Here is a 26,508-nt window from a genome sequence, read left to right as displayed (position 1 = left end):
CCTTCCATGAAAAAAAGAATACTCCCCATTCTGGCTTATACCGTTTTTGTCGCGGTTATTTCAGCGCTTATTACCACCGCCTGGTTCCATTATTTTGTCTTAAATCAGAATAGCAGTGAAGAAGAGCAGCAGACTCTGACTTTCCTGAGCGCGGACAAGTTATCAAAAAGCCCGATCAAAGACGGGCAGGACATTATCGAGATTTTCTCCTATGGCTGTCATTTCTGCGCGCTGAATGAAAAGAACGTGGAAGCGCTGGAAAAGCGTATGCCGGAAGGTAAAAAACTGGTGCGTCTGCATTTCAGTCTCGACAATCAGGGCGGGCTGGCACGTTTTGCACCGGTATTTGCGACGCTTCAGGTCATGGGGATCGAAGAGGCACACCGCGAAAGTGCTTATGACGCCGTGCTCAAAAACAAAATTGATTTGGGCGATGCAGAGAAACGCGCTGCGTGGCTTCAGGAAAATAAAATTAGCGTCGATGACTATAATAAAGTCAGCCAGACGCCTGAAGTGAAAGAACTGCTGGATTACATGACGAAAGTCACTCAGTACTACGATATTAATGCCACGCCAATTTTTATTGTGAATAAGAAATGGGTTGCCATTCAGGATCGCGAGTTCCCGGCGTTCTCTGATAATTTGCTGTCATTATTAGAACATGACAAGGCGCTGGAGAAATAATGAAATTCTTCGCCCTGTGGTGCGCTCTGTTTTGGAAAAACCTGTCGGTCAGGCTGATGTGGTTTTTCTATAAACTCCGGCTTATCGGTTACAGGGCGCATTGTTTATTATTCCGGCACATTGATTACCGCATTATTTTGGGTTTGTCCCGGCTCGGACGTTTTCCGGGGCTGACACCCCGCGCGGTTAAACTGCGTGCTGCGGTCGCCCATTCAAACAGAAAGTGTCTGCTTAACGATAAAAGAACGTTTAATTATATCTGGCAAACCCGGCGTCGCGAGCTGCTGATCCAGGCCGTGACGTACGGTCAAAACCGTCGCGCTTTACGCGAACTGGCAGCCTGTAGTGCGGCGCTGAACGCCGTGGTTGAGCCGCTGCAGCGTGCCGGACAGCCGGTGATTCTGGCGCCGCTGCACATGGTGTCGGACGTGCTTTCCACCATGGTAGGCGCGGCGGCGTATCCGGGTAAAGCGACGGTGATTACGTCAAGAAGTGCCAATGCGCATGATGAAGCTGAACGGCAGCTGGGCGGTCTCGATCTGACCTACTGTTCAATTCACGACAATAACAAAACCCTGGCGGGCAACATGATGACGTCGGTGATGGAAGCGGCAGAGAATAAACGCAATATTATTCTCTTTCCTGACATCACGCCCGATTTCACGAATTTTGCCAGCAAGGATAAAAGCGAAAAATTTCCGTGCCGGATATTTGATCGTCCGGCCCATCTGCACAGCGGAATTATCCGGCTGGCGAGAATGATGTCGGCGCAGGTCGTCTTTTATCATCTTTATTATGATAAAGGATTGAAAATATCGGTGCATGAACCGGTACCGGCAAAAAAACTGAAAAACGAAATGCCGGGGATTATTGAACGAAGTATAAGCGAACATTCCACTGACTGGATGCTGTGGCATTCACACTCACTCTTTTTTATTAATGAATAAACCAAAGTGCGTGCAGGGATATTACTGATAAGAATAGTATGTTGAGGTCGTTTGTTTATGGATAATATTATTCCCAGACTGGTTTATCAGGCTGAAACCAATGAATGTGCGCTGGCCTGTATTTCCATGCTGGCCGAAACGCAGGGAATTGACGCGCCGCTCGATGCGCTGCGTGAACGTTTCCCCGCATCGGCGCACGGCACCGCGCTGTCCACGCTTTGCGACATTCTCAATGAACTGTCGATCCCCGCGTATCCTGTCGCCTTCGATCTGGAAGAGCTGGCCGAACTGCCGTTACCGGCGATTTTGCACTATGGCGCGAGTCACTATGTCCTGCTGGCTTACCGGCAGGGCAGTTATGTCTGCGTCATGAACCCGGCGATTGGCGAACAGCTTTTGCCGGTGGCGGCGCTGAAATCTGAAATCAGCGGTTATGCGCTGGTGCTCGATAAAGACGCAGCAACCGCAAAACCCGTCCCCGAAAAGGTGAAAAAAAACCGCCGTTTCCGTGCGCTTGAATGCATGAGCCTGAAAGAAACCGCCGGCATTCCGGGCATTTACAGCCTGATGATGCTGGCATTTCTGGTGTCCCTGACGCTGTTTATCATGCCGGTCATGGTCAGCAGCGCCATCAATAATGTGTTCTCATCCGGCGGGAAAACCGATTTCCCTTACTTCTATTATCTGCTGGCCTTCGTGATTTCCACGCTGCTGGCTTTTGCCGTGCGCAGCGTCACAGAGCGGTTCATCAAACGCTTTGTGGTGATGCAAAGTGTCAGCGGTTTTGCCCGGCTGATGACGAATTCCCTGGCCTATTTTGAGAAGCGCAGCCCCGGCGAAATCTACAGCCGTTTCTCTAACTGGCAGCTCGCCGCTGCCAGAAAAATCGAGCTGGACAACGGCCTGCGCGTGAACTGGATTGTTGGCGCAATTGCGCTCGGCGTGATGTGTTACATCAGTCCGATGCTGGCCGCCATTTCTGCGGTGGGCGTCACCCTGATGGGGCTGGTCAGCGTCTGGGCCATTTTCCGCGACCGTTTTTACACCCAGCAAATTCAGGTGAAAAGCGCCGAGCAGAGTGATTTTCTGCTCGAAACTATTCAGGGTTTTGCCACGATAAAATCAGCAGGGCTGAGCAGCCAGCGTCAGGGTGTGTTTGCCGCTTATGCGTTATCACTGTTTGACTGCCGCCAGAAGCAGAACGTTTACGAGCAGGTGAAAAGCAGTCTGTATCAGCTGATCGGCAGCCTTGAGATGGTGTTCTTCATGCTGCTGGCGCTGCCGCTGCTGAAAGATAACCTGATTTCTCTCGGTGAGTTTTTCGCCTACAGCTTTGTGCGCCAGATTTTTACCGCGTACATCACGCAGATTTTCTTCTCCGTTTTACAGAAAAATCAGCTGCACGTTATCGATACCCGCGCGAAGGATCTGTTCCCGTCCGCGCCGGTCAGTGAAGAAGGGTACGGCGAAACGCTGCCGCCGGTGGCGCATTTCAATCAGCAACTGACTTACCGCGATATCTGCTTTGCCTATGAACCCGGCAAACCAGTGCTGGAAAACCTGTCGATGGTGCTGCGTCGCGGTGAAGCGCTGGCGATTGTCGGGCAAAGCGGCGCGGGCAAAAGCACGCTGCTGAAAGTGATCGCCGGGCTGATTGAACCGCAGTCAGGTGAAATACTGGCCGACGGTCAGCCTGTAAGCAGTCGTCAGGCGCAGAAACTGTTCTTCCTGCAAAGCCAGGAGGACATCCTGTTCAACGCCTCAGTGGTTCAAAACATCACGCTGTTTGATCCGCATTTTGATGCACAGAAACAGCTGCGCGTGGATCAGGCTTTTCAGGGGCTGAACCTGACCGACGTCATTGACCGTTTGCCGGGGAAACAGAATGCGCTGATCCGTGAAAGCCATCCGGCGTTGTCCCTCGGCCAGCGTCAGCGTCTGATGCTGGCGCGTGCGATGTACAGCAATTGCCCGGTGCTGGTGCTGGACGAACCGACGGCCAATCTGGATGAAGTTACGGCGTTGCAGGTCATGCACACACTGATTGAGCACTGCCGCCAGTATCAGAAAACGCTGATCACCGTCACGCACAGCGAAACCACCCTGACGATGTTTGACCGCATTTGCCGGATGAATCAGCGTCGCGTGGAATCTTACGGTGCTACGGCTGGCAGCCACCGAATCGCTCAGGGAGAAGAGGCGTGATGTCCGGATTAAAAAAAATACAGGCGCTGCCGGTCAGAAAACGCCGGGTTGTTTTTGCGTTGATTGGCGCGCTGATGATTGTTCTGGTCGTCGCCGGTTTTATGCTCTGGCAGGCGCTGAACCGCACCGAAGTTCCGCAGGTGACGGAAGAAGTCAGCCGCGGCGATATCGAAAAAACGGTGCTGGCGACCGGCATTCTCAAGCCGTCCGTACAGGTTAACGTGGGCGCGCAGGTTAACGGTCAGCTTAAAAAACTGTACGTCCGCGCCGGTGACAAGGTGATGAAAGGCCAGTTGCTGGCCGAAATCGACCCGACCTTACAGCAAAGCGAATTACGTAAATCCGAAGCCGAGCTGGACAGCGCCGTGGCGCAGAAACAGGCATCACTTTTTACCCTCAAACAATATCAGCTGGAACTGAAACGCCAGCGGCAGATGGACCGTGAAGGTTCAGGGATCCGCAGCACGCTGGAGCAGGCGCAGGCGAAAGTCGATACGCAACTGGCGCAGGTCAAAGTGAATGAAGCGCAGATTGTGCAGGCGCAGATGTCGCTGGAAACGGCGAAAGCCAATCTGGGCTATACGCGGATCCTCGCGCCGGTTGACGGTCAGGTTCTGGGCATCGTCACCAAAGAAGGGCAAACCGTGGTGTCCTCACAAACCGCGCCGACCATTCTGGTGCTGGCGAATGTCGATACCATGACCGTGCAGACCCGTATTTCAGAAACGGACATTCTGAAAGTTCACGCCGGGCAACCGCTGTGGTTCTACGTGGTGGCGGATCCGAAACACCGTTATGAAAGCGTGATGGGCACCTTGCAGGACGCGCCGAATGACGCTTTGCAGGACGACACCGCCAGTACGACGACATCGCAGCAGCAGTCTGCCGTCTATTACAACGGCGTTTTCAGTGTGCCCAATCACGACCATGTGCTGCGTACATCAATGACGGCGCAGGTATTTATTGTCACTGAGCAGGCTAAAAACGTGCTGCGTCTGCCGGTTGTCGCGCTCGGCGAGCCGCAGGGGAAAGACCAGTATCAGGTGCAGGTGGTGAACGGGAAAAACGTTGAGCAACGCCTGATCCGCGTGGGGATTAATGACCGACAGTTTGCGGAAGTTAAAGAAGGGCTGAAGGAAGGCGAGCGCGTCGTGTCGTTGCAGGGCAGTTCAGGAGCCGTCAATGGCTGAGTCTCCGTTAATCGAACTTGCGCATATTTACCGGCATTTTGGCTCAGGCAATGCGGCCGTTACCGTGCTCAAAGACATTTCCCTGCGCGTACATGCCGGGGAAATGCTGGCCATCATCGGCGCATCGGGTTCCGGTAAATCCACGCTGATGAATATTCTTGGCTGCCTGGATAAACCGTCAGAAGGCAACATGCGCATTATGGATGTGCCGACGGGCGTGGCCAGCAACGAACAATTGGCGCAACTGCGCAGCCAGTACATCGGTTTTATTTTCCAGCGTTATCACCTGATGCCGTATCTGACGGCAACGGAAAACGTCGCCATACCGGCGCTGTACACCGATATGCCTGCGGCTGAACGTCAGAACCGCGCGACGCATTTGCTCACCCGCCTCGGGCTGGGCAGCCGTCTGGATTACCGTCCGGCGCAACTTTCCGGCGGCCAGCAGCAGCGCGTGAGTATTGCCCGCGCACTGATGAACGGCGCGCAGATCATTCTGGCGGATGAACCGACGGGCGCGCTGGACAGCAGCAGCGGGCAGGAACTGATGGCGATTTTGCACGGTCTGCATCAGGCCGGGCATACCATTATTATCGTGACGCACGACCGCAATATCGCCCGCCAGTGCCAGCGCATTGTGGAGATCCACGACGGGGCGATTATCGCCGACAGTGTTAATCCGGTGGCAGAACAGGGGCAGCCGCAGGGCTTGCCGGCGACCACTGCAACGGGCCGTTCTCCGGCCTGGCAGGGCATCAAAGAAGCCGTGCGTATGGCGTGGCGATCGCTGCTCGGGCACCGCGTCCGCGCGTTTTTGTCCATGCTGGGCATTATTATTGGCATCTCGTCGGTGGTCTCTTCTATGGCGGTCGGCGAAGGCGCGCGGCAGAGCATTCTGAGTCAGATCAGCCAGCTCGGCACCAGCACCATCGAAATTCAGCCCGGTCTGGGCTGGGATAAACCGCGTCCGGATTTTGAACGTTCGCTGACGCTGGACGACGTAGAACTGCTCGGGCGTCAGCCCTTTATCGACAGTCTGTCGCCGGTGGTCAGTAAAACGGTTATCGCGATACGCGGCGGGCGGCAGGTGCTGGTTTCGCTGTCCGGCGTCAGCAACGGATTTTTCCGCGTGCAGGGGCTGAATTTTGCGTCGGGAAATCATTTTACCCGCCGCGACCTCGACGACCGCGAGCCGGTGGTGATCATCGATCAGAGTGTGCGCAGCACGCTGTTTCCCGGCGGCGAAAATCCGGTGGGCGAGATCGTTCAGCTTTCCGGTGTGCCTTACCGGGTGATTGGCGTGGCGGACAGAAAAGGGCCGAAATACATCGGCGAACAGCTGAGTGCGTGGATCCCTTATACGTCGCTGATGGAACGCATGTCCGGGGATACGCCGTTGCAATCCATCACGCTGCGCATTGCCGACAATTTCCCGATTGAAGACGCGCAGAAAGACGTCGAGCGGTTGCTGGATTCGGCGCACGGTAAACGTGATTTTTTCACGATGACCAACGATCAGATGACCAAAACGATCCGAAAAACGTCGGAATCTATGACGCTGCTGATCACCGCCATTGCCGGGATTTCCCTGCTGGTCGGCGGCGTCGGGGTCATGAATATCATGCTGGTGTCGGTCACGGAGCGCACGCATGAAATTGGTATCCGCCTTTCCGTGGGCGCACGCCCGGCAGACATCATGCGGCAATTCCTGATTGAGGCCATGGTGATTTGTACGCTCGGCGGGCTGATTGGTATTGCCGGTTCCGGCCTTGCCGGGCTGATTTTTTCTCAGGTTACGCAGGAATTCACCATGATTTTCACCTGGCCGCCTATTTTGCTGGCTTGCGGATTCTCCGCGCTTATCGGGCTGGGGTTCGGCTTTTTCCCGGCCCGTAATGCCGCCCGTCTGCACCCGACGGAGGCGCTGGCACGCGAATGAACAAACTGACGCTTATCGCCCTCACGCTGATGTTGAGCGGCTGCGGGCCACTGCTGAAAAGCGATTATCAGAGGCCGATGCTCTCTGTGCCTGACGCCTGGCGCTTTCAGGACACCGGTTCCGCGTATGCGAAATTCACGCCGCACTGGTGGGATAACTTTGACGACCCGCAGCTGTCGCGGGTGATCAATGCCGCGCTGCAAAGCAATAACGATCTGGCGCTTGCCGGGATCAAACTGAAACAGGCGCGGCTGACTGCCGGATTGTCGGATACCAATCTGACGCCGGATTTCACGGCCAACGCGTCGGCCAGCAACACCAAAAATATGCACAAGTCCACCACGCCGGTGGAAAGTTATGCCAACGGGCTGTCGGCGTCGTATGAGCTGGATTTGTGGGGGAAACTGGCGCGAACCCGCGAGCAGTCGGACTGGCTGGCGAAAGCGTCTGCCGCAGATTTGCAGGCCACCGCGCTGACGCTGATTGGCAGCACGGCGCAGCTCTACTGGCAGATTGCCAGCCTGAATCAGCAGATCACCACATTGCAGCAAAGCCTGACGATCGCGCATGAGACGCTGAAAATGGTCACCTCGCGTTTCAGCGCGGGCGATCTCGGCCAGCTTGATTATTTGCAGGCGCAGCAAACAGTGCTGACGCGGGAAAACAGCCTGCGCGATCTGATTCAGCAGCGCGAAGAATCGCGCAACGCGCTGGCGATATTGCTTAACCGGCCCGCCGGGCAGTTTGCCGCTGAACGCCGTTCGCTGGATTTCCACCAGACCGTACCGGTCGCCAGCCGCATGCCGGTTGAGGTGATTGCCAGAAGGCCGGATGTGCAGTCAGCCGAAATGAATTTACGCGCCGCGCTGACGGGTTCTGACGTTACGCGGCTGAGTTTTTATCCGTCGCTTTCTTTAAATGGTTCGCTGAACGCGGGCGCGGCGGTCTTTCAGCAGTGGTTCAGTAATCCGGCACGCACGCTGGGCACGGCGCTCGATTTGCCGTTTATCCAGTGGAACAAAGTGCAGATGACGGTGGAACAGTCCGGGCTGGATGTGCAGACCGCCGCGATTCAGTTCCGCAGCGCCGTTTACAGCGCGTTGCAGGATGTGGATAACGCGCAGTCGCAACGCCAGACCTATCAGCAGGAAAAACAGAGTCAGTTGCAGAATCTGGAACTGAGCCGCCAGCGTCTGACGCTGGTGGACAGCCAGTACCGCAACGGATCGGTGACGTTTCAGACCTTGCTGGATGCCCAGGATTCTCTGCTGGACAGCGAAAATACGCTGATCGCCACGCAATACAATTATCTCTACTCCACCCTGAAACTCTGGCTGGCGCTGGGCGGCGGGGAAGACAACACAATGAATCAGAAAGGATAAGTGATGGAAAAGGAACTGTCTGAACTCGCTAACGGCCCGCGTCGGGTGGTGGTCACCGGTTACGGCGCGGTCACGCCGCTGGGCATGAATGCGGCAGAAAGCTGGGCGGCGATCATGGCATACAAAGCGGGTTATCAGTACTGCGACAAATCGGCGGCCGGGATTAAATCGCGTTTCTACGGGCTGATTGAAAACGAACCGGTATTGAAAAATGTGCCGGCGGCCATCCGCCGTCGCCTGCCGCGGTATGCCCGTCTGACACTCGCGTCGGCACAGGAAGCCATGAAAATGGCTTTCGGCGATGAACATCCTGAACAGTATTACGATCTGCTGGACTGCGGTGCCATTATGGGCACCGGCTGGGCGGGGCAGGATGAAACGCAGGTGCATTATGACGATTTTCTGCGAACCGGCATGGGCTCACCGTTTGGCTGTTTCTTCTCGATGCCAAGTTCTGCGACGGCGGCGGTCAGCCTGCTGTGGGGCCTGCGTGGCTATCAGAATACGACAATCGCGGCCTGCGCCACCGGCACCATGGCGGTCGGTGATGCGTTTGAACTGATCCGCAACGGGCGGGCGAAAATGATGCTCGCCGGGGCGGGGGAATCGCTGCGTTCGGATTCGGCGGTCTGGAATATCGACGTGCTCGGCGCACTGGCCAGCGAACAGGAAGAAATTACCCGCGCCTGCTGCCCGTTCAGCCTGGATCGCAACGGTTTTGTGCTCAGCGAAGGCGCGGCGGTGCTGTGTCTGGAAGATCGCGAAACCGCGCTGGCGCGTGGCGCGACTATCCTCGGCGAAATCTGCGGATACGGGAATTTCTCCGACGCCTTTGATTTTACCGCGCCGGCCGCCGACAAAATTGCGCGGGTACAGACCATCCGTCACGCGCTGGATCAGGCAGGCATCGCGGCCGGTGACCTCGATTACATCAACGCGCACGGCACCTCCACGCCGCTTAACGATCTCAACGAAACTGAAGCGATCAAAATGGCGCTGGGCGAAGCAGTGGCTTACGCCACGCCGTGTTCCAGCACCAAATCCTATACCGGTCACCTGATAGGCGCGGCGGGCAGTTTTGAAACTATCGTGTGTCTTCAGGCGCTGGCGCACCAGATTATGCCCGCGACCTGCAATCTGAATAACCCGGATCCGGCGTGCGATCTGGATTACATCCCGAACCAGCACCGTCCGGCGCAGATCAATACCACCCTGAACCTGAGCTTTGGTTTCGGCGGGGCGAACGCGGCGCTGGTGATCAGCCGGGGGCAATGATGTCGTTTATCTACAGCCTGCGCGATGCCGAAACGTGGGCGAAGTTTTCCGGTGATGATAATCCGATTCATTTTGATCACGCCGAAGCCAAACGGCTGGGGTTGGACGGTTTATGCGTTCACGGTATGCGCGCGATGCTCGATATCAAAACGGCGCTGAGTGCCCGGATGGAAAAAGACGCGTCCGGCGCTGACGGTTTCAGTTTTATCAGCCGCCTGCGCGAACCGGTGCTTTGCGATCAGCCATATCAGCTGGCGCTGAGTGAAACGGTGCGCCGTGGGCACATGCAGATAAGCGGCAATCTGCTGGGCAAAGAGGCTTCCGGGCAGGTCAGTATCAGCAGCAAACTGACCGGCACGGGTAGCGTGAATTTAGCGCCGGTGACGCAGACGTTTTCACTTTCTGCGCAAACCCTGACGTCGTTTTATCAGGATTTCCCGCACGGTGGAAAACCGGTGGCAGTCTGGAATTTTATGGACGCGGTGCTGTTTCGTCAGCTGGTTCAGTCGCCCGACACGCTGGACACCGTGCGCAGCATTTTGCCGGAAGTCCGGGCGACACGCCTGCGCGAGGTTTTCAGTCTGGTGCAGGTGGTACAGACGCATCATGAAACCCGTTTTTCACGTTCGTTGCTGGCGGCGGGCACAGAAGCGGCGTGCTGCGAAGGTTTCGATTACGCCGTGCTGCCGACGCTGGTAACCGGTGATAAGCATTCAGGGTTGATTTTGCTCGCCAGCCTGCAGGCATGGCGGGGGAAAGACCCGCTCATGACGGTGACCGTGACGCTCAAAACCGGGCCGCTGACGCTTTGAATTTCAATTTTTAAGATATTTACTCCAACATAATGATATTAAAGGACTAAAAAATGGCGCAATACGATGAAGTTTATGAAAAAGTTAGCGAAATGCTGTGCGATGCGAAAGATCTGGAACCCGATGCCTTAACGCCTGACTCGCCGCTTCACCAGCTCAAGCTGGACAGCCTCGATTATGTCGAACTGATGGTGCTGGCGAAAAAGGAATTTGGCGTGTCGGTGGAAGCCGATTTGTTCATCAACAATCCGCACATTTCACTGCGCGAATTGTGCCAGTACCTCAGCGATCACAGTCAATAAGCCATGCAGAATAAATGGATCCTCGTGACCGGCGGAAGTCGTGGCATTGGTCGTGCCACGGTCATGCGGCTGGCAAAAGACTGGAATGTCGTTTTCACCTGGCAGAACAGCGAAATGGAAAGCACTGAACTGGAGCAGGCGTGTGCCGGATTGCCGGGTTCGGTAGAAGGGCATCAGTGTGATGGCCGCGATGAACAGGCGGTGGCGGCGTTGTCCGCTGCGCTGCTGGCGCGTCTGGGCGCGCCACATGCGGTGGTACACAATGCCGGGATTACGCTCGATGCGTTGCATATTCATCAGACCAGCGAAAACTGGCGAAAAGTGATGGATACCAATCTGAACGCCATCTTCTACTGGAATCAGCACTTACTGGAGCCGATGATGTTGCAGGGTGGCGGGTCGGTGGTGATGATGTCATCCGTCACCGGCATTAAAGGTAACAGCGGCCAGACGGCGTATGCCGCCACCAAAGCCGCGATGATCGGCGTCAGCCGGACGCTTTCCATCGAACTGGGGCGTTTTGGCGTGCGGGTTAACTGCCTGTTGCCGGGGTACATCCGCACGGAAATTCTCGATACCGTGCCGAAAGACGTGCTGTCGGGGATCCGTAAAACGATCCCGCTCAAGCGTTTTGGCCAGCCGGAAGAAGTGGCTGGCGCGGTCTCCTGGCTGGTCAGCGATGACAGTGCCTATATGACCGGCCAGACGCTGGTTCTGGACGGCGGTCTTTCCGCCTGAGATTTTCCCCGCTTCTTTCCGTTGTGTAATCAGGACGCTAAGCGTCCTGATTTTGTTTGATTCCCCCTCGTGTTTCCGCCACTTTCTGTCAGATTCCCTTCTGACGATTTCTGTTTTGACACATTCCCGCTCATTCAATCGTCAGCTCTCGCCTTTGTGTGCCTGTTTGTTTGCACTATGAAAAATAAATGTTCGTAGGGTGAAAAAAACACCGGCAAGGGCTAAGAAAACTCCTTGTCTCTTTCCGGGTTTGTTCGCCAATAAAACCTGATAAAAAACAGACAAATATGTAATAAATCCCAATATTTTTTAGCGATCAATCATTGAAAGCTATCGATAAGACTGGCAAGTTCCTTATATTCCCGTTCTGTTTATTATTTACTTACCGGGTCTGTGTTATTTTCCTTATGATGATATAACTAACTTCACCTATACTCTGTTTCAGGGGCTTTTTTATTATCGTTTTTCATTTAGTGAGGTGAGTAAATCGCGTATATAACGCATCGGCATCAGATGCTTTTTTGAGCATTATTAATTTTTCAGGAGGTGTGAGCGTTTTATAAGTTGCGTCGTGTATTTAAACAAGGAGCAGAAGTTAACCTTTCACCCGCACGGATTAGCCTGCAAAAATAAACGTGAGTCAATTTTATTTGTCAGGTCAGATGAAAGATAACCTTATCTCAGATTACAAACAGAGGAACAGGCACCATGAAAAATCGTAAATATTTAACCCCGTCTGAAGTGGAGAAACTGCTGGAAGCCACGCTGCACAGCACACACGCGGAGCGTGATTATTGTCTGATTTGGATGTGCTTTATCCACGGGTGCCGGGTCAGTGAGATCAGCAGCTGGCGGCTGTCCGACATCGATATGGAGGGCAACAATATTTATATCCACCGTTTAAAAAATGGTTTTTCTACGGTTCATCCTCTTTATATGAGAGAAAGGAAATCTCTCAGGCTTTGGCTGAATAAAAGGAAGCAGTATCGGGGCGCGGATTCCGACTGGTTATTTTTATCTAACCGGGGCGCGAAATTATCTCGTCAGAGGATCTACTGGCTTATTCGTAATTACAGTGAAGCCGCTAATCTCACTATAAATGCCCATCCACATATGTTAAGGCACGGTTGTGGATTTGCGCTTGCCGACCGTGGAATAGATACCCGGTTAATCCAGGATTATTTAGGACACCGGAATATTCAGAACACGGTTTTATATACCGCCAGTAATGCTCAGCGGTTTAAAGAAGTGTGGTAAATAACATGTAACTAATTATTACAATGGAGTCATTTTGAACTAAATTGGAGCCTATCCTAGTGAGAGCGTAAATCTCTGTCAATACTCGAAAACAATCCTCGCAAAAAATTCCATTAATTAACCTTTATTCAACAACTTACCGCCATAAAAACGATTAACCCGCATTTTTCATGTCTCGGTTTTTTCTTATATCCCGCACGTAAGAACATTTATCCCTTTCAATGTTGTTTACACTTTCTGAATTAATTAACTTAAAAAATCAATAATATAAGCATAAAAATCCACATAAAATTATAAAACAAGTGAAAAACACTAAAGGAGTCACTTTAGTTCAAAATGAATCGTTTGGTTTAGGACGTTAACCTGAGCAAACGCTTTATTAAATGGAGTGGAACTCCGTGAACTAAATAAAGGAATGGCAGATGGTTTTGTCAAAAACAATTCGATACACCACGAAGGTGTGTCGACAGCAATATGTTAATAGGAAAAATATCGTGAAAAAGAATCTTCTTGTTGTTGCCCTGATGGCTGCTTCCGCTTTTGCTTCTTCAGCTTTCGCTGCGGATGGCGCAGTAAACTTCACCGGCACTATCACTGATGCAGCTTGTACTGTTGATACGGCATCTAAAGACCAGGATGTTTTCCTGGGCAATATCGCACGTACTGCTTTCCCGGTTGCAGGCACTCTGGCTGCACCTAAGAAGTTCACTCTGGTTCTGACTGACTGCCCGGACACCGTTACCGGTGCCACCGTGCGTTTCGACGGCAACCAGGTTTCTGGTGATAACAGCATTCTGGCACTGACCGCTGGCGACACGACCGCTACTGGCGTGGGCATCCAGATTTCTGACAACCAGAACAAAGTGGTTCCACTGTACGAAGACTCCTCTGTATACCCGCTGGTCAGCACCGCTGCAAACAACCTGGACTTTTCCGCGCGTTACATCTCCCTGACTGACGCAGTGACCGTCGGTGATGCAAACGGCGTGACGCAGTTCACCGTTGTTTATCAATAAGTCTTACTGATCCCATAGCTATCAGATAAGTCAGACCAGGGACTATTTTAGCCCCTGGTCTGTTTGAATCCTTGGTCTACATGAATCCAAAAGACAGGTTGAATCACCATGAATAAATGGCGCGTCACAGCGGTGGCAGCACTATTAATGACGTTTGCGTCAGCAGCGCAGGCAGGCATCGTCGTGGGCGGAACACGTCTGATTTATGACGGCGGAAAAAAAGAAGCGTCGATCAATATCAGTAACCCGGATCACACGCCGTATCTCATTCAGTCCTGGGTCGATGGTGCTCTGACCGAAACGGGTGGGCAGGGTGAAAAGGCCCCTTTTATCGTCACGCCGCCTTTGTTCCGTCTTGATGGCAACCAGCAAAATATCCTGCGGGTCGTTCGCGCGGGCGGAAACTTGCCGGAAAACAAAGAATCGCTCTACTGGCTGAACATCAAATCGATCCCTTCCGCTGAGAAAAAAGAAAACACCCTGCAAATCGCGGTGAAAACGCGCATCAAACTGATTTACCGCCCGGCGGCCGTGAAGGACTCGCTGGAAGACGCAGCCAAAACGCTGACCTGGAAACGCGCTGGCAACGGCCTGCAGGTGACCAATCCCTCTGCGCATTACATCACTTTCTTCAATGTGAAGATAAACGGCACCGCCGTGAAAGAAGCCACGATGGTTGCCCCGCAATCAAGCGCCACCTTTGCCGTTCCTGCATTGAACGGCGGCGCACTGAGCTGGCAGTTCATTAACGACTACGGCGGTACCAGCAAGCCGTTAGTGGCAACACTTTGATCTGCGCCGTCGCCAGATAAGCTTTGCTGAACGGGCAGGACAAGGGATGGAGGGTGCACCAGTCATTCTGGTTGCGTTGAAAAATGGAATTATACGAATGAACAAAAAACCGAAGAATAAGACTTCGACCGGCTTTAAACGCTCCCGGATTGCCTGGCTGGTTTCCTGTCAGTTCGCGATGTTAATGGGCGGTGCAGGCATGGCCAGTGCGGCGGAATATTTCAACCCGGCATTACTGGAAATTGATAATCCTGCACAAGGGAAAGCCGATCTTTCTGTTTTTGAAGAAGGGGACTTGCAGCCACCGGGCACGTACCGTGTTGATATTTATCTTAATGGTTCGATGGTCGATACCAAAGACGTCGTATTTTCACTCGTCACAAACAGCTCGGGCAAAAAGAGCCTTCAGCCTTGTCTGAGCACCGAAATGCTCAAAGAGATGGGCGTCAAAACGGGGATGTATCCGGGCATTGCTGCCAGCGATGCGTGCGCCAACTTTACCGGCGAAATCCCACAGTCTGCTGCGACGCTGCGTTTTGATCAGCAACGGCTGGATCTGAGCATTCCTCAGGCTTCCCTGAATTCTCAGGCGCGCGGCTACGTGTCTCCAGACAAATGGGATTCGGGTATTCCGGCGTTGCTGATGAACTACAGCTTCAGCGGTGCAAATACCGAAGCGCGTGATAACGACACCCGTAATTCCAATACCTATTACCTGAACCTGCGTTCCGGCGCGAATCTGGGTGCCTGGCGTTTGCGTAACTATTCAACGTGGAACCGCGACAGCAAGGGAACCGATCACTGGGATTCCATCAATACATATTTGCAGCGCGATATTCAGGTGCTCAAAAGCCAGCTGACGCTCGGTGACAGCAACTCGCCGACGGAAGTTTTCGATACCGTACCTTTCCGCGGGCTTCAGCTGGCGACGGATGACGACATGTTACCCGACAGCATGAAAGGCTATTCGCCGGTCGTGCGCGGGATTGCGCGCAGTAACGCGCAGGTGACCATCCGCCAGAACGGCTACGTCATTTATCAGAGCTATGTCCCGGCGGGGGCGTTCGCGATTTCCGACCTGTATCCGACGGCGGGCAGTGGTGACCTGAATGTCACCATCAAAGAAGCCGACGGCAGTGAGCAGAATCTGGTTGTGCCGTTCGCGTCGGTACCGGTGCTGCAACGTGAAGGTCATCTGAAATACAGCTTCACCAGCGGTCAGTACCGTTCTTACAGCAGCGATGTTGAGAAAACGCCGTTCACGCAGGGTACCGCCATTTATGGTTTATCCCACGGCGCCACGGTGTACGGCGGTTTGCAGGCGGCGAGTAAATATCAGTCGCTGGCGGCCGGTCTCGGGCAAAACCTCGGGGCCATCGGGGCCTTGTCAGCGGATATCACCCAGGCGTGGACCAAACAGGAAGATAACCCCAAAGACAGCGGTCAGTCATACCGCGTGCGTTACGGTAAAAGTTTCGTTGAATCGGGCACGAACTTCAGTCTGGCCAGTTACCGCTATTCCACGCAGGGCTTCTATACCCTGAAAGAAGCGCTCGAAAGTTACTCCGGCGGTAACGGCTATTACTCCGACCATAAGAAGAGCCGGGCAGAACTGACGCTGAGCCAGAACTTATGGGAAAAAGCCGGTGCGATGTCCCTGAGCCTGGTGAAGGAAGAATACTGGAACAACAACCGTTCTACCGAGTCTGCCAGCGTGGGTTACAACAACACCTGGAAAGGCGTTTCTTACGGCCTCAACTACACCTACAACCGCAACGGTACTGACAGTAACGGCAACCGCACGTACTACACCGACCAGATTGTTGCCATCAATATCAGCGTGCCGCTGAGTCAGTGGCTGGCGGGCAGTTATGCCACATACAACCTCAACACCAGCAAAAATGGCAACACCACGCAAAACGTCGGCCTGAGCGGAACGGCGCTGGCGGATAACAACCTGAACTACAGCATCAATCAGGGTTATGGCAGCCAGGGACAAGGTTCCAACGGGTACGCGAGTGCGGACTACAAGGGCGGTTATGGCGAAGTTAACGCCGGTTACGGTTATGACAACAGCCAGCGCCGCATGGATTACGGCCTGCAGGGCGGCATTCTGGTGCACGAAAACGGCGTGACGTTATCGCAACCGCTGAGCGAAACCATTGTTCTGGTGAAAGCACCGGGGGCGGATGACGTCAGTATTGCCAGCAACACCGGTGTCAAAACTGACTGGCGCGGATATGCGGTTGTGCCGTATGCCACGGCGTACCGTCGCAACCAGATTTCACTCGATACCTCAACGTTACCGGACAACGTGGATATGACGCTGACCAGTACGGCGGTGATCCCTACCCGCGGCGCGGTGGTGCGTGCGGACTTCGATCCTAACGTCGGCCAGCGTGTCCTGATGACCCTGACCCGTGCGGACGGCCAGCCGGTTCCGTTTGGTGCGATGGCAACCAACACCTCCGGTAAAAACGGCAACAGCAGCATCGTGGGCGACAGCGGACAAGTGTATCTGTCCGGTATGGCTGACGCGGGCAAGCTGGACGTGAAATGGGGCAACGGCGCATCACAAACGTGTCAGGTGAATTACAGCCTGTCTGAACAGTCTGCCGGTTCGGGGATTCAGATGGTTAACGGAGCCTGCCGGTGAGGGGAAATACGGAAATGAATAATCAACATCCTGAGCAGTCAGTGGAAAGGGAAAACGTACATATGGCCTCTGAAATCATTCACCCCCGCATCTCTTTATGGGGAAAAACCTGTGCGCTGGTTTGTTTCAGCCTGTCTGTCTGGGCGATGAGCACCGCGGCACAGGCGGCAAGCTGTTCGCCAACGGACGGCACTAAAACCTATAACTTTCCCATGGATTACCTGCTGAGCGACCCGGCACAGAACATGGCAGGAACGGTGAAACCGGACGCGTACACCTGGAACCTGACCGGAAACTATAACGTCACCTGTTCCTGTACGGGTAACTATACCGGCGCATACGCGACCGCCAAAGTGCCGGATACCGGCATGGTCTACAGCGACGGGACGCTGAACTATTACACGATCAACGATTACCTCGCGGTGGCCAGTAAGGTGTATATCGCCGGGAGGGTGAGTGACTTTATCGCGACGCCTTTTGAAGGGCGCAGCAACCTCAATACGGCGACCAGTTGCGACAGATACCCGTACGCGACAGGGTCAAGAGGCTCGGTTTCCCTGTACTTCCGTCGTCCTTTTGTCGGTGTCCAGACCATCCCGCTGACGAAAATTGTTGATGTGTATATCGCGACCGATGCCACGACGCAGTCCCCGACGCCGGTCTCTACCGTCTGGATGAGCGGAACGGTGACCGTGCCGCAATCCTGCGTGATTAACGGCGGCGGTGTGATCACCGTGCCTTTCGGCGACATCATGTCGGGCGATATTTCCACCAAAGGTGAGATGGCGAAAAACTTCACGCCGAAGAATGTCGCCTTCAACGTCGCTTGTACCAACATCTCAGACGGGGTTCAGGTCAGCCTTTCCTTCCAGGGAACGCCGGATGCCAACGATCCGACCGCGCTGGCGACCACCAACGGGGATGTGGCAGTCAGAATTCTGAATGCAGCGGGGACAACGATTGCGCCGGTGAGTGGTTTCTTACCGCTGAACATGGATTACGCGTCTCAGGTGGGAACATCAGAAATCAACTTATATCCGTTTAACGCCACGGGTAATGCGCCGGAAACCGGGAATTTTACGGCGACCGCCACGATCCGCGCTGAAATACAGTAATGCCTGAGCCGCAAAACGCCGCATGACTGACAGGGAAAGATAAGGAGAGAAGTACGATGAACTTTCAACGGAATAAACAGCATCTTGCCACGGTGCTGATGCTGGGCGCGGCTTTTGTGCTGACTTCGCAAGCCGCGAAGGCTGACACCATCATGAACATTACCGGCAATATCAAGGCGTCACCGTGTTCGATCAATGTGCCGACTGGCGGGCTGAATGTCGATCTTGGGCAGAATATTCAGGCTTCAGGTCTGGTGGCCGCGGGCACCGCGTCTGACTGGAAATCATTTTCCATCGCGCTGACCGCCTGCCCGACATCGACGACGGCAGTTACCCTGACGATGAGCGGTACACCGGATGACGCCGACAGCACGATGTATGTGAATACCGGGACGGCGGAAAACGCGCAAATCGAGGTGCAAAGCAGCGATGGTACGCGTCTGGGCAACGCCGCGAAGTATTCAAAAGAGATTGATGCGGCCAGCCGGGGCGCTGAATTCGACCTGCAGGCCCGCGCGTATACCGTTAACGGTAATGTGACGCCGGGAACCATCAGCGGTGTTCTGCTGGCGACGTTTACCTACAACTAGGGCGCGCTCCCGTTTCACCACGGGCTTTTTACGCTCCACTTTTTTCAATACGATTTTATTCACAGAGAAAACAGGAAAAACCATGAAAGGACTTATGAAAACCTCATCGCTGGCCCTCGTCATTTTCACTGGCCTGAGCCAGAGCAGCTTTGCGGATCCGACACAAATCAACATTAACGGCACGGTCGTCGCCTCCGCCTGTACCGTTGAAAACGACGGTTCTCCGGTGCAGGTCACGCTCGATACGCTGGAAGCCAAGTCGCTGGCAACGGCGGGAGAATCAGGTGAATGGAAAACCTTTGATTTGAAACTGATCAATTGCCCGGCAACCACCACCGTCAGTACGGCGACGTTTGCGGGAACGCCTGCCACGGCGAATGCCAACATGTATGCCAATACCGGTACCGCGACCAATGTAGAAGTTGAACTGCAAAACACGGCGGGGACACAACTGGGTAACGGTGCGACTTACGCGGTAAACGTCGATGCCAGCACCCATGAAGTGGTCTACCCGTTGCAGGCACGCGCTTACACCACTGCCGGTTCTGTCACGCCGGGCTCGATCGTCGGTTCTGTTCAGGCCACCTTCACTTACCAGTAACGAAGAGCCGGACGGTCGTGATATTTCCCGTCTGTGACCGGAGGAACAAACGGGAAAGCTTATCCAATACGCCGTGAACGCGGGATGTTGTTCACCGGCAGGGAATTCTTCCCGTGCAATCAGGCACGGGAAGAATCACTGAAAATACAAGGAAGATATGATGAACAGTTTAAACAGCGTCAGATTTGATCAGCATGGTTTCGTTTCTACCGCAGCGGCGGCTTATCCGCAGGGGGCATTCATTATGGATGCCTGTCCGGTCACCGCGCTGGGCATGAAAAAGATGCTGGTCGACTCTGCCGGGTTTACCGGACCTTTTACCTATGTTCAGTCTCTTGCCGCGATCCCGGAGAAAATGGCTGGCGCGCCGCCTGTATTGCTGATTATGGATATTTGCGGGGAGAAAGAGTCGGTGCTTGACGGGTTACGCCTGCTGTCACAAATCGCAACGTCCAGCCCGTCAACGAAAATTGTGATTTGTACGGACTACAGCGACCACCGGATCCTGGAACTTCTGGCGTCTTCCGGAGCCCACGGTCTTCTGCTTAAAAATGAGCCGGTACTGGCGCTCAGCCAGTGCGTTACAGAAGTTCTGGAAGGCGCTTCTCAGTGGATAAGCCCGCGAGCCAGACAAATCCTTTCCGGTACCGGACAAACCACCACGCCGCTCACCGCGCGTGAACTGGATGTTCTTGCCTATCTGTTTTCAGGTCTCAGCGTTTCGGGGGTCGCGCAAACCCTGCACCGGGATATCCGCACCGTCAGCACGCATAAGCGCAATGCGATGATGAAACTGGGTTTTCACAACGACAGCGAGCTCTTTGCTCATGGCTCATGGATGGCAAAAATCGGCCCGTCCGCGATCATGTAACCTTCAGACTTCTGAGCCACGCGCCGGGAAGCTTTTCCCGGCCAGTAAGGAATCGCTTCATGAATAAATTGCGCATCAAACCCCGGACGATTGCCCTGATGGACAGTCATCCCCTGACGCTTTCCGGGTTGTCATATCTGGTCAAATCCATTGATACGACGTGTGATATCCGGATGGAAGAGACCAGTCTGGGCAGAATTGCAGAGGGCCTGATGTACCAGTCTGTCGATATTTTGATCACGGACCTTCATGGCTCTCAGGAAACTGTCGCGGCGGGGCAGGAAATCCTCCAGCGCCTGAGTCTGCAATTCCCTCAGCTTATTATCGTGGTCTATACGCTGTGCAATGACGCTGACAAACTCAAAAAGTTACTCAAATTCGGCAACATCAGCCTGATTGCACGCGGAGAATCACCGGTGATAACGGATGATTTATTCCGGCATGCTCTGGCCAGAAAAAAAGTGTTAAGCCCGCTGATTTGCTGTGCTCTGGCTGAACCCACGGAGAAAAATCACCGTGCGCGGCTAAGGCTGACGCAGAGTGAGGATGAGATCATCAAGTACCTGCTCAATGGCATGAGCCTCAGCCAGATTGCGGAATTGAAAAATCTCAGCATCAAAACCGTCAGCGCCCATAAGTGTAATGTGATGCGCAAGCTGCACATCACGACCGATGCGGAATTGTTTTTGCAACTGAAAAGCGGCATGTGAGCGTGCGGGGATCTCACGATCCCCGGTAAAAAACGCGCTTATATCGTGATCGACCTGAACCGCCCGGCATTACTGGCGGTATAAATCACTGTGTTCTGAATATTTCTGTGGCCGAGATAATCCTGAATCAACCGGGTATCGCAGCCGGTATCTGCCAGCGCATAACCACAGGCGTGTCTGAGCATATGCGGATGCACGGCCACATTAATTCCCGCGTCCTCGCCATATTTACGAAACAAACGATAGAGTTGCTGTCGGGACAGTTGCCCGCCGTGACGGGAAAGAAATAACCATTCGCTATCAGAGTCAAGATATTGTGGCCTTGTATTAAGCCATTCCTTAATAAACGTTATTTCCCGATCCTGGATAGGATGCTGAACAGAGAATCCATTTTTAAGCCGTGTGATGTAAATTATTTTTGTTGAAAGCTCAATATCCTTCACTTTTAAGTTGGCCAGTTCACTCACCCGAAGCCCGTGGATGAAACACATTAATAACATGCATTTATCTCGAACCCGGTTTACGCCTGTCGAGACGGTACCGACGAGCTTTTCCATCTCAATCTGAGTTAAATATTTTCTCCCGCTCATTTAATTTCTTTCCTTGATTAATTGCAGATGATTTACGTTTTTACGAAACTGTTTGCGTGTGGGAACGAGGGCAGGTAAGGGATATTATTTTTTCACCGGCGAGTTTTTCTCTGGAAGAACCAGATGCGTGAGTCATAAATTATCAGGGGAATATCTGAGAAAACAGAAACGAAATAATTCATCCCGAAATTAAATGACAGAAATATCGTTTTTTTCAGGACGATTAATGGGTGATTTCTGGCAACGAGCTTTACAATTCAGTGACATCCAGGAAAACAGAATTATTCAAATTGGCGCAGGAATTCTAACGTTTAAACTTCTTAATAAGAAAGGCCGTATGCGCTATTTTTTGATCATTTCATCAGAATAAACCCTCAAAACCTCAGCCATTTCTTAAAATAGCCCCCCTGATATTGGGGTTTTTAAAGAAACTTCCTCATTTGATTTAGTAAACAGACCTCAAAACCTGCCTCTTTTCCGCCTATGGTGTCAGCCGTATTTTGTCATGCTATGCATGAAATTGTGCCCGTTGCTTTTTGCGCCGGGTAAATGCTGACAGGGAACACCGGTGGCTGAAGACAGCGATCTCGAAAAAACAGAAGCCCCCACAAACCACAGGCTGGAAAAAGCTCGTGAAGAAGGGCAAATCCCGCGTTCGCGCGAACTGACCTCGATGCTGATGCTCGGGGGCGGTTTCACGCTGCTGTGGGTTTCCGGTGAATCCATCGCGCGGCAGCTCGGTGTGATGATTTCGCAGGGGCTGAAGTTTGACCACGGCATGGTCAGTGATGACCGTCAGATTTTGCAACAAATCGCCTCACTGCTGAGCCGCGCGGTCTGGGCGTTATTGCCGGTGATCGGCGGCCTGATACTGATTGCGCTGGCCGCGCCGCTGTTACTCGGCGGCCTGATGTTCAGCGGAAAGTCTTTTGCGCCGAAATTCAGCCGGATGGATCCGATTGCCGGATTCAAGCGTTTGTTTTCCGGGCAGGTACTGGCTGAACTGCTCAAGGCTATTTTGAAAGCGCTGCTGGTGGGCTCGGTGGCCGGGTTATATATCTGGCATAAATGGCCGGACATGATGCGGCTGATGGCGCAACCTACCATTCCTGCACTGGGTGAAGCGCTGAATATGGTGGCGTTCTGCGCGCTGATGGTGGTTCTCGGGCTGACGCCGATGGTGGCGTTCGACGTGTTCTGGCAAATCTGGAGCAACCTGAAAAAACTGCGCATGAGTAAGCAGGACATCCGCGACGAACATAAAAGCCAGGAGGGCGATCCGCATGTCAAAGGCCGCATCCGCCAGCAACAGCGCGCGATGGCACGCCGCCGTATGATGACCGACGTGCCTAAAGCCGACGTGATTGTGACCAACCCGACGCACTACGCCGTCGCGTTGCAGTACAGCGAAAACAAAATGAGCGCACCAAAAGTGCTGGCGAAAGGGGCGGGCGATGTGGCGCTGCGCATCAAAGCGCTGGGTGCCGAACACAAAATTCCGATGCTGGAAGCGCCGCCTCTGGCGCGTGCGCTCTACCGGCACAGTGAAATTGGTCAGCAAATCCCGACCGCGCTTTACGCTGCGGTTGCCGAAGTTCTGGCCTGGGTTTATCAGCTTAAACGCTGGAAGCGCGAAGGCGGACTGATCCCGAAAAAACCTCAACATTTACCAGTCCCTGACGGTCTGGATTTTGCAGGAGAAAGTGATACCCATGGCTAATCTGGCCGCGATGCTGCGTTTACCCGCCAACTTTAAGTCCGGACAATGGCAGGTTCTGGCAGGACCCATCCTCATCCTGATGATCCTGTCGATGATGGTGCTGCCTTTGCCGCCGTTCCTCCTCGACTTGTTGTTCACGTTCAACATTGCGCTGTCCATCATGGTGCTGCTGGTGGCGATGTTCACCCAGCGGACGCTGGATTTTGCGGCTTTCCCGACCATCCTGCTGTTCTCCACCTTACTGCGCCTGTCGCTCAACGTAGCGTCTACCCGTGTGATCTTACTTGAAGGTCACACCGGCGGTGCGGCGGCGGGACGGGTTATCGAAGCGTTCGGCCACTTCCTGGTGGGCGGCAACTTCGCCATTGGTATCGTGGTGTTTATCATCCTGGTGCTGATTAACTTCATGGTTATCACCAAGGGTGCCGGGCGTATCGCCGAAGTGGGCGCGCGTTTCGTCCTTGACGGGATGCCGGGTAAACAGATGGCGATCGACGCTGACCTTAACGCCGGTCTGATTGGCGAAGATGAAGCGAAAAAACGCCGCAGTGACGTGACGCAGGAAGCGGACTTCTACGGTTCGATGGACGGTGCGAGTAAGTTCGTGCGCGGTGACGCCGTCGCCGGTCTGATGATCATGATCATCAACGTGGTCGGCGGCCTGCTGGTGGGCGTGCTGCAACACGGGATGGATCTCGGCCACGCCGCCGAAAGTTACACCTTGCTGACCATCGGTGACGGTCTGGTCGCGCAGATCCCGGCGCTGGTGATTTCCACCGCTGCCGGTGTGATCGTGACCCGCGTCGGCACCAATCAGGACGTCGGCGAGCAGATGGTCACCCAACTGTTCCGCAATCCGCGCGTCATGATGCTGAGCGCCGGTGTTCTGGGGCTTCTCGGCATGGTGCCGGGCATGCCAAACCTGGTGTTCCTGCTGTTCACCTCGGCACTTCTGGCATTGGCCTGGTGGACGCGGGGTCAGGAGCAGAAAGCTCCGCAGGCAAAAGAAGCCGCGCCGTCGGCAGCCGACAGCGGCAAACAATTGGTGGAAGCCAGCTGGTCAGACGTTCAGCTTGAAGATCCGCTGGGAATGGAAGTGGGCTACCGCCTGATCCCGATGGTGGATTTTGCACAAAACGGCGAACTGCTGGGACGTATCCGCAGCATCCGTAAGAAATTCGCGCAGGAAATGGGGTATCTGCCGCCGGTGATCCACATCCGCGACAACCTCGAATTACCGCCTGCCGGTTACCGCATCCTGATGAAAGGGGTCGAAATCGGCACGGGCACCGCGCATCCGGGGCGCTGGATGGCGATCAATCCGGGTAACGCCATCGGGGAACTGCCGGGTGAGCCGACGGTCGATCCGGCATTCGGGCTGGCGGCGGTGTGGATTGAACCGGCCATGCGCGAACAGGCGCAGATTCAGGGCTTCACCGTGGTGGAAGCCAGTACGGTGGTGGCAACGCACCTGAATCACCTGATCAGTCAACATGCGCAAGAACTGTTTGGCCGTCAGGAAACGCAGGAGCTGATGGAACGTGTCACCAAGGAAATGCCGAAGCTGACCGAAGATTTCATTCCGGGCGTGATTTCGCTGACCAACATGCACAAGGTGCTGCAAAATCTGTTATCCGAACGTGTGTCGATTCGCGACATGCGCACGATTGTCGAAACGCTGGCGGAATATGCGCCGAGCCAGTCCGACCCGAACGAACTGACGTCTGTGGTGCGTGTGGCACTGGGTCGTGCGATTACCCAGCAATGGTTCCCCGGTAACGGCGAAGTACAGGTTATCGGCCTGGATACGGCGCTCGAACGCCTGCTGCTTCAGGCGTTGCAAAGCGGCGGCGGCTTGGAGCCGGGGCTGGCTGACCGTCTGTTAACGCAATCGGAAGCCGCGTTACAGCGCCAGGATATGCTCAGTGCACCGCCGGTTCTGCTGGTGAACCACGCGCTGCGTCCGCTGTTGTCACGCTTCCTGCGCCGCTCGTTGCCACAGATTGTGGTGATGTCGAATCTCGAAATGACCGACAGCCGCCAGATCCGCATGACTGCGACCATCGGCGGTGAATAAGATGCTTCGCGCCGCGTTGCTCCTCCTCAGCCTGATAAGCCTGCCTGCGGTTGCCGCGTCGGGTTCCTGGTCGGACACTCAGCGTGGCGTCACACTGCAAAACCGTGGCGTGATGATGTCGTCACCGCCGCTGGCTGCCGCTGATTCCGCGCCGGTCCGGCAGAAAAGTTCTGCGACGATCACCACGGTCAGCTGGAAATATGAATTGCTCGGCGCAAGACCGGCGGGGTTACAGGTTCAGTTATGTAATTCCGTCAATCACTGCGTGGGGCTGGATGCGGACAGCGGTGTAACGAAATCGTTTTATGGCCAGACGGCCATCTCGCCGATGCGGTTTGTGTATTTCGTCGCGGGCGGCGGGGCGATGAATACGCCGTTACGGGTGATGGGGAATCAGGTGATAGTGAATTACCGGTAGGTTACCGGGGCCGGTTGAGGCTTTTAAGAGCAGACTGAGAACATTTCGGTTTCTCACTCGCCGTGAGGGCGGGCGGATGACCGGGAAAGTTTCGGTTTTTCAATAACTGTGATCACTTAACTTCCTGCGCCGAAACCGACCAAAAGAGGGAAGTGCTTTCCCTCTTTTGGATTTCTCCCCGCTTTTTCAACACGCGCTATCGCTCGCTGGCTATGTTTCAGAAGCCGCAACTATTGCCGCGAAAACTTGCCGCTGCGCGGTACCTTCATTTCGGTCTTCGAGCCTTTCGGTCTCGAAACACTCATTCAGCAAGCTTTCTGAAAGCGGCCGGAAGTTTATTTAAATTCAACAACACTCTGATCTCTAACGCGCGCCTGCCAACATTGATCTTTCGATTTACATAGCCAGTGGCCGCTTTCAAAACGACGTTGAGTGAGTGATGAGAAACGGCGAGAGTCTTTTTTTGAGCTGGTTCGAATCCGAAACGAGAGCACCGCGAAGCGGCGGCGTTTGCGGCAATAACGACAGCCGCTGAAACATAGCCTACGAGCGGCAGCGCGCAGTGAAAAAAGCGTGGGAGATCAAAGAGGGAGGCGCTTTCCTCCCTCTTTGTCGGTTTCG

23 protein-coding genes are annotated in these 26,508 nt (G+C 54.1%); 22 read left to right on the top strand and 1 reads right to left on the bottom strand.

Annotation, left to right across the window (positions count from 1 at the left end):
• Positions 1-6: 6 nt before the first annotated feature.
• The 19 genes from BV494_RS07705 to BV494_RS07615 all read left to right on the top strand — a co-directional run bounded on the left by BV494_RS07705 (position 7) and on the right by BV494_RS07615 (position 21,082).
• Positions 7-684, top strand: coding sequence for a DsbA family protein (locus BV494_RS07705; RefSeq protein WP_104922335.1), 678 nt, complete (start codon positions 7-9; stop codon positions 682-684).
• Positions 684-1,631, top strand: a complete 948-nt coding sequence (locus BV494_RS07700) for a lysophospholipid acyltransferase family protein (RefSeq protein ID WP_104922334.1) — start codon at positions 684-686, stop codon at positions 1,629-1,631. Before BV494_RS07705 ends, BV494_RS07700 begins: the two co-directional genes overlap by 1 nt.
• 57 nt (positions 1,632-1,688) lie before the next feature.
• Positions 1,689-3,836, top strand: a complete 2,148-nt coding sequence (locus BV494_RS07695) for a peptidase domain-containing ABC transporter (protein WP_104922333.1) — start codon at positions 1,689-1,691, stop codon at positions 3,834-3,836.
• The gene (locus tag BV494_RS07690; RefSeq protein ID WP_104922332.1) at positions 3,836-5,026 is read left to right on the top strand and encodes an efflux RND transporter periplasmic adaptor subunit; all 1,191 of its coding nucleotides are present in this window, start codon (positions 3,836-3,838) and stop codon (positions 5,024-5,026) included. The genes BV494_RS07695 and BV494_RS07690 overlap by 1 nt, the downstream gene beginning before the upstream one ends.
• Positions 5,019-6,965: a MacB family efflux pump subunit gene (locus tag BV494_RS07685; RefSeq protein ID WP_104922331.1), complete on the top strand. Its 1,947-nt coding sequence runs from the start codon at positions 5,019-5,021 to the stop codon at positions 6,963-6,965. The genes BV494_RS07690 and BV494_RS07685 overlap by 8 nt, the downstream gene beginning before the upstream one ends.
• Positions 6,962-8,347: an efflux transporter outer membrane subunit gene (locus BV494_RS07680; RefSeq protein WP_104922330.1), complete on the top strand. Its 1,386-nt coding sequence runs from the start codon at positions 6,962-6,964 to the stop codon at positions 8,345-8,347. Before BV494_RS07685 ends, BV494_RS07680 begins: the two co-directional genes overlap by 4 nt.
• A gap of 3 nt (positions 8,348-8,350) precedes the next feature.
• Positions 8,351-9,622, top strand: coding sequence for a beta-ketoacyl-[acyl-carrier-protein] synthase family protein (locus tag BV494_RS07675; protein ID WP_104922329.1), 1,272 nt, complete (start codon positions 8,351-8,353; stop codon positions 9,620-9,622).
• The gene (locus BV494_RS07670; RefSeq protein WP_104922328.1) at positions 9,619-10,434 is read left to right on the top strand and encodes a MaoC/PaaZ C-terminal domain-containing protein; all 816 of its coding nucleotides are present in this window, start codon (positions 9,619-9,621) and stop codon (positions 10,432-10,434) included. The genes BV494_RS07675 and BV494_RS07670 overlap by 4 nt, the downstream gene beginning before the upstream one ends.
• A 53-nt stretch (positions 10,435-10,487) precedes the next feature.
• Positions 10,488-10,736, top strand: a complete 249-nt coding sequence (locus tag BV494_RS07665; RefSeq protein WP_104922327.1) for an acyl carrier protein — start codon at positions 10,488-10,490, stop codon at positions 10,734-10,736.
• A 3-nt stretch (positions 10,737-10,739) separates the two neighbouring features.
• Positions 10,740-11,474, top strand: a complete 735-nt coding sequence (locus BV494_RS07660) for an SDR family NAD(P)-dependent oxidoreductase (protein ID WP_104922326.1) — start codon at positions 10,740-10,742, stop codon at positions 11,472-11,474.
• Positions 11,475-12,182: 708 nt separating this feature from the next.
• A complete protein-coding gene (locus tag BV494_RS07655) occupies positions 12,183-12,731 on the top strand; it encodes a tyrosine-type DNA invertase (protein WP_104922325.1) in 549 nt (182 codons plus the stop codon).
• A 494-nt stretch (positions 12,732-13,225) separates the two neighbouring features.
• Entirely contained in the window at positions 13,226-13,747 is a 522-nt protein-coding gene (locus BV494_RS07650; RefSeq protein WP_104922324.1) for a fimbrial protein, read from the top strand.
• Positions 13,748-13,855: 108 nt separating this feature from the next.
• The gene (locus tag BV494_RS07645) at positions 13,856-14,539 is read left to right on the top strand and encodes a fimbrial biogenesis chaperone (RefSeq protein WP_104922323.1); all 684 of its coding nucleotides are present in this window, start codon (positions 13,856-13,858) and stop codon (positions 14,537-14,539) included.
• A 97-nt stretch (positions 14,540-14,636) separates the two neighbouring features.
• The gene (locus BV494_RS07640) at positions 14,637-17,195 is read left to right on the top strand and encodes a fimbria/pilus outer membrane usher protein (RefSeq protein WP_104924744.1); all 2,559 of its coding nucleotides are present in this window, start codon (positions 14,637-14,639) and stop codon (positions 17,193-17,195) included.
• A 14-nt stretch (positions 17,196-17,209) separates the two neighbouring features.
• Complete coding sequence (locus BV494_RS07635) at positions 17,210-18,310, top strand: fimbrial protein (protein ID WP_104922322.1); 1,101 nt, start codon at positions 17,210-17,212, stop codon at positions 18,308-18,310.
• A 56-nt stretch (positions 18,311-18,366) separates the two neighbouring features.
• Positions 18,367-18,900 carry a fimbrial protein gene (locus BV494_RS07630; RefSeq protein ID WP_104922321.1) on the top strand — a complete coding sequence of 178 codons (534 nt, stop codon included), beginning with the start codon at positions 18,367-18,369 and terminating at the stop codon, positions 18,898-18,900.
• Between the two features lie 82 nt (positions 18,901-18,982).
• Positions 18,983-19,501 (top strand): fimbrial protein, encoded by a 519-nt coding sequence (locus BV494_RS07625; RefSeq protein WP_104922320.1) that lies wholly within the window; start codon positions 18,983-18,985, stop codon positions 19,499-19,501.
• Between the two features lie 157 nt (positions 19,502-19,658).
• Positions 19,659-20,372, top strand: a complete 714-nt coding sequence (locus BV494_RS07620; RefSeq protein ID WP_226790048.1) for a response regulator transcription factor — start codon at positions 19,659-19,661, stop codon at positions 20,370-20,372.
• A gap of 59 nt (positions 20,373-20,431) precedes the next feature.
• Positions 20,432-21,082: a LuxR C-terminal-related transcriptional regulator gene (locus BV494_RS07615; RefSeq protein WP_192938100.1), complete on the top strand. Its 651-nt coding sequence runs from the start codon at positions 20,432-20,434 to the stop codon at positions 21,080-21,082.
• A 38-nt stretch (positions 21,083-21,120) separates the two neighbouring features.
• Here BV494_RS07615 and BV494_RS07610 read toward each other — a convergent pair whose 3' ends face one another.
• A complete protein-coding gene (locus BV494_RS07610; RefSeq protein ID WP_104922318.1) occupies positions 21,121-21,672 on the bottom strand; it encodes a tyrosine-type DNA invertase in 552 nt (183 codons plus the stop codon).
• Positions 21,673-22,240: 568 nt separating this feature from the next.
• Between BV494_RS07610 and flhB the strand changes: the two genes are divergently transcribed.
• Genes flhB through BV494_RS07595 form a run of 3 tightly spaced genes read left to right on the top strand, consistent with a single transcriptional unit; the run spans position 22,241 to position 25,887 of the window.
• Entirely contained in the window at positions 22,241-23,392 is a 1,152-nt protein-coding gene (gene flhB / locus BV494_RS07605) for a flagellar biosynthesis protein FlhB (RefSeq protein WP_104922317.1), read from the top strand.
• Positions 23,385-25,469: a flagellar biosynthesis protein FlhA gene (flhA, locus tag BV494_RS07600; RefSeq protein ID WP_104922316.1), complete on the top strand. Its 2,085-nt coding sequence runs from the start codon at positions 23,385-23,387 to the stop codon at positions 25,467-25,469. Before flhB ends, flhA begins: the two co-directional genes overlap by 8 nt.
• A gap of 1 nt (position 25,470) precedes the next feature.
• On the top strand, positions 25,471-25,887 hold the full coding sequence (locus BV494_RS07595; RefSeq protein WP_104922315.1) for a flagellar protein FlhE: 417 nt from the start codon (positions 25,471-25,473) through the stop codon (positions 25,885-25,887).
• Positions 25,888-26,508: the final 621 nt, after the last annotated feature.

The sequence above is a fragment of the Rahnella sikkimica genome (genome assembly GCF_002951615.1).
Taxonomy (GTDB): domain Bacteria; phylum Pseudomonadota; class Gammaproteobacteria; order Enterobacterales; family Enterobacteriaceae; genus Rahnella; species Rahnella sikkimica.
The sequence above is the reverse complement of the archived record's forward strand: the minus strand, read 5'-3'. Positions and strand labels throughout refer to the sequence as shown.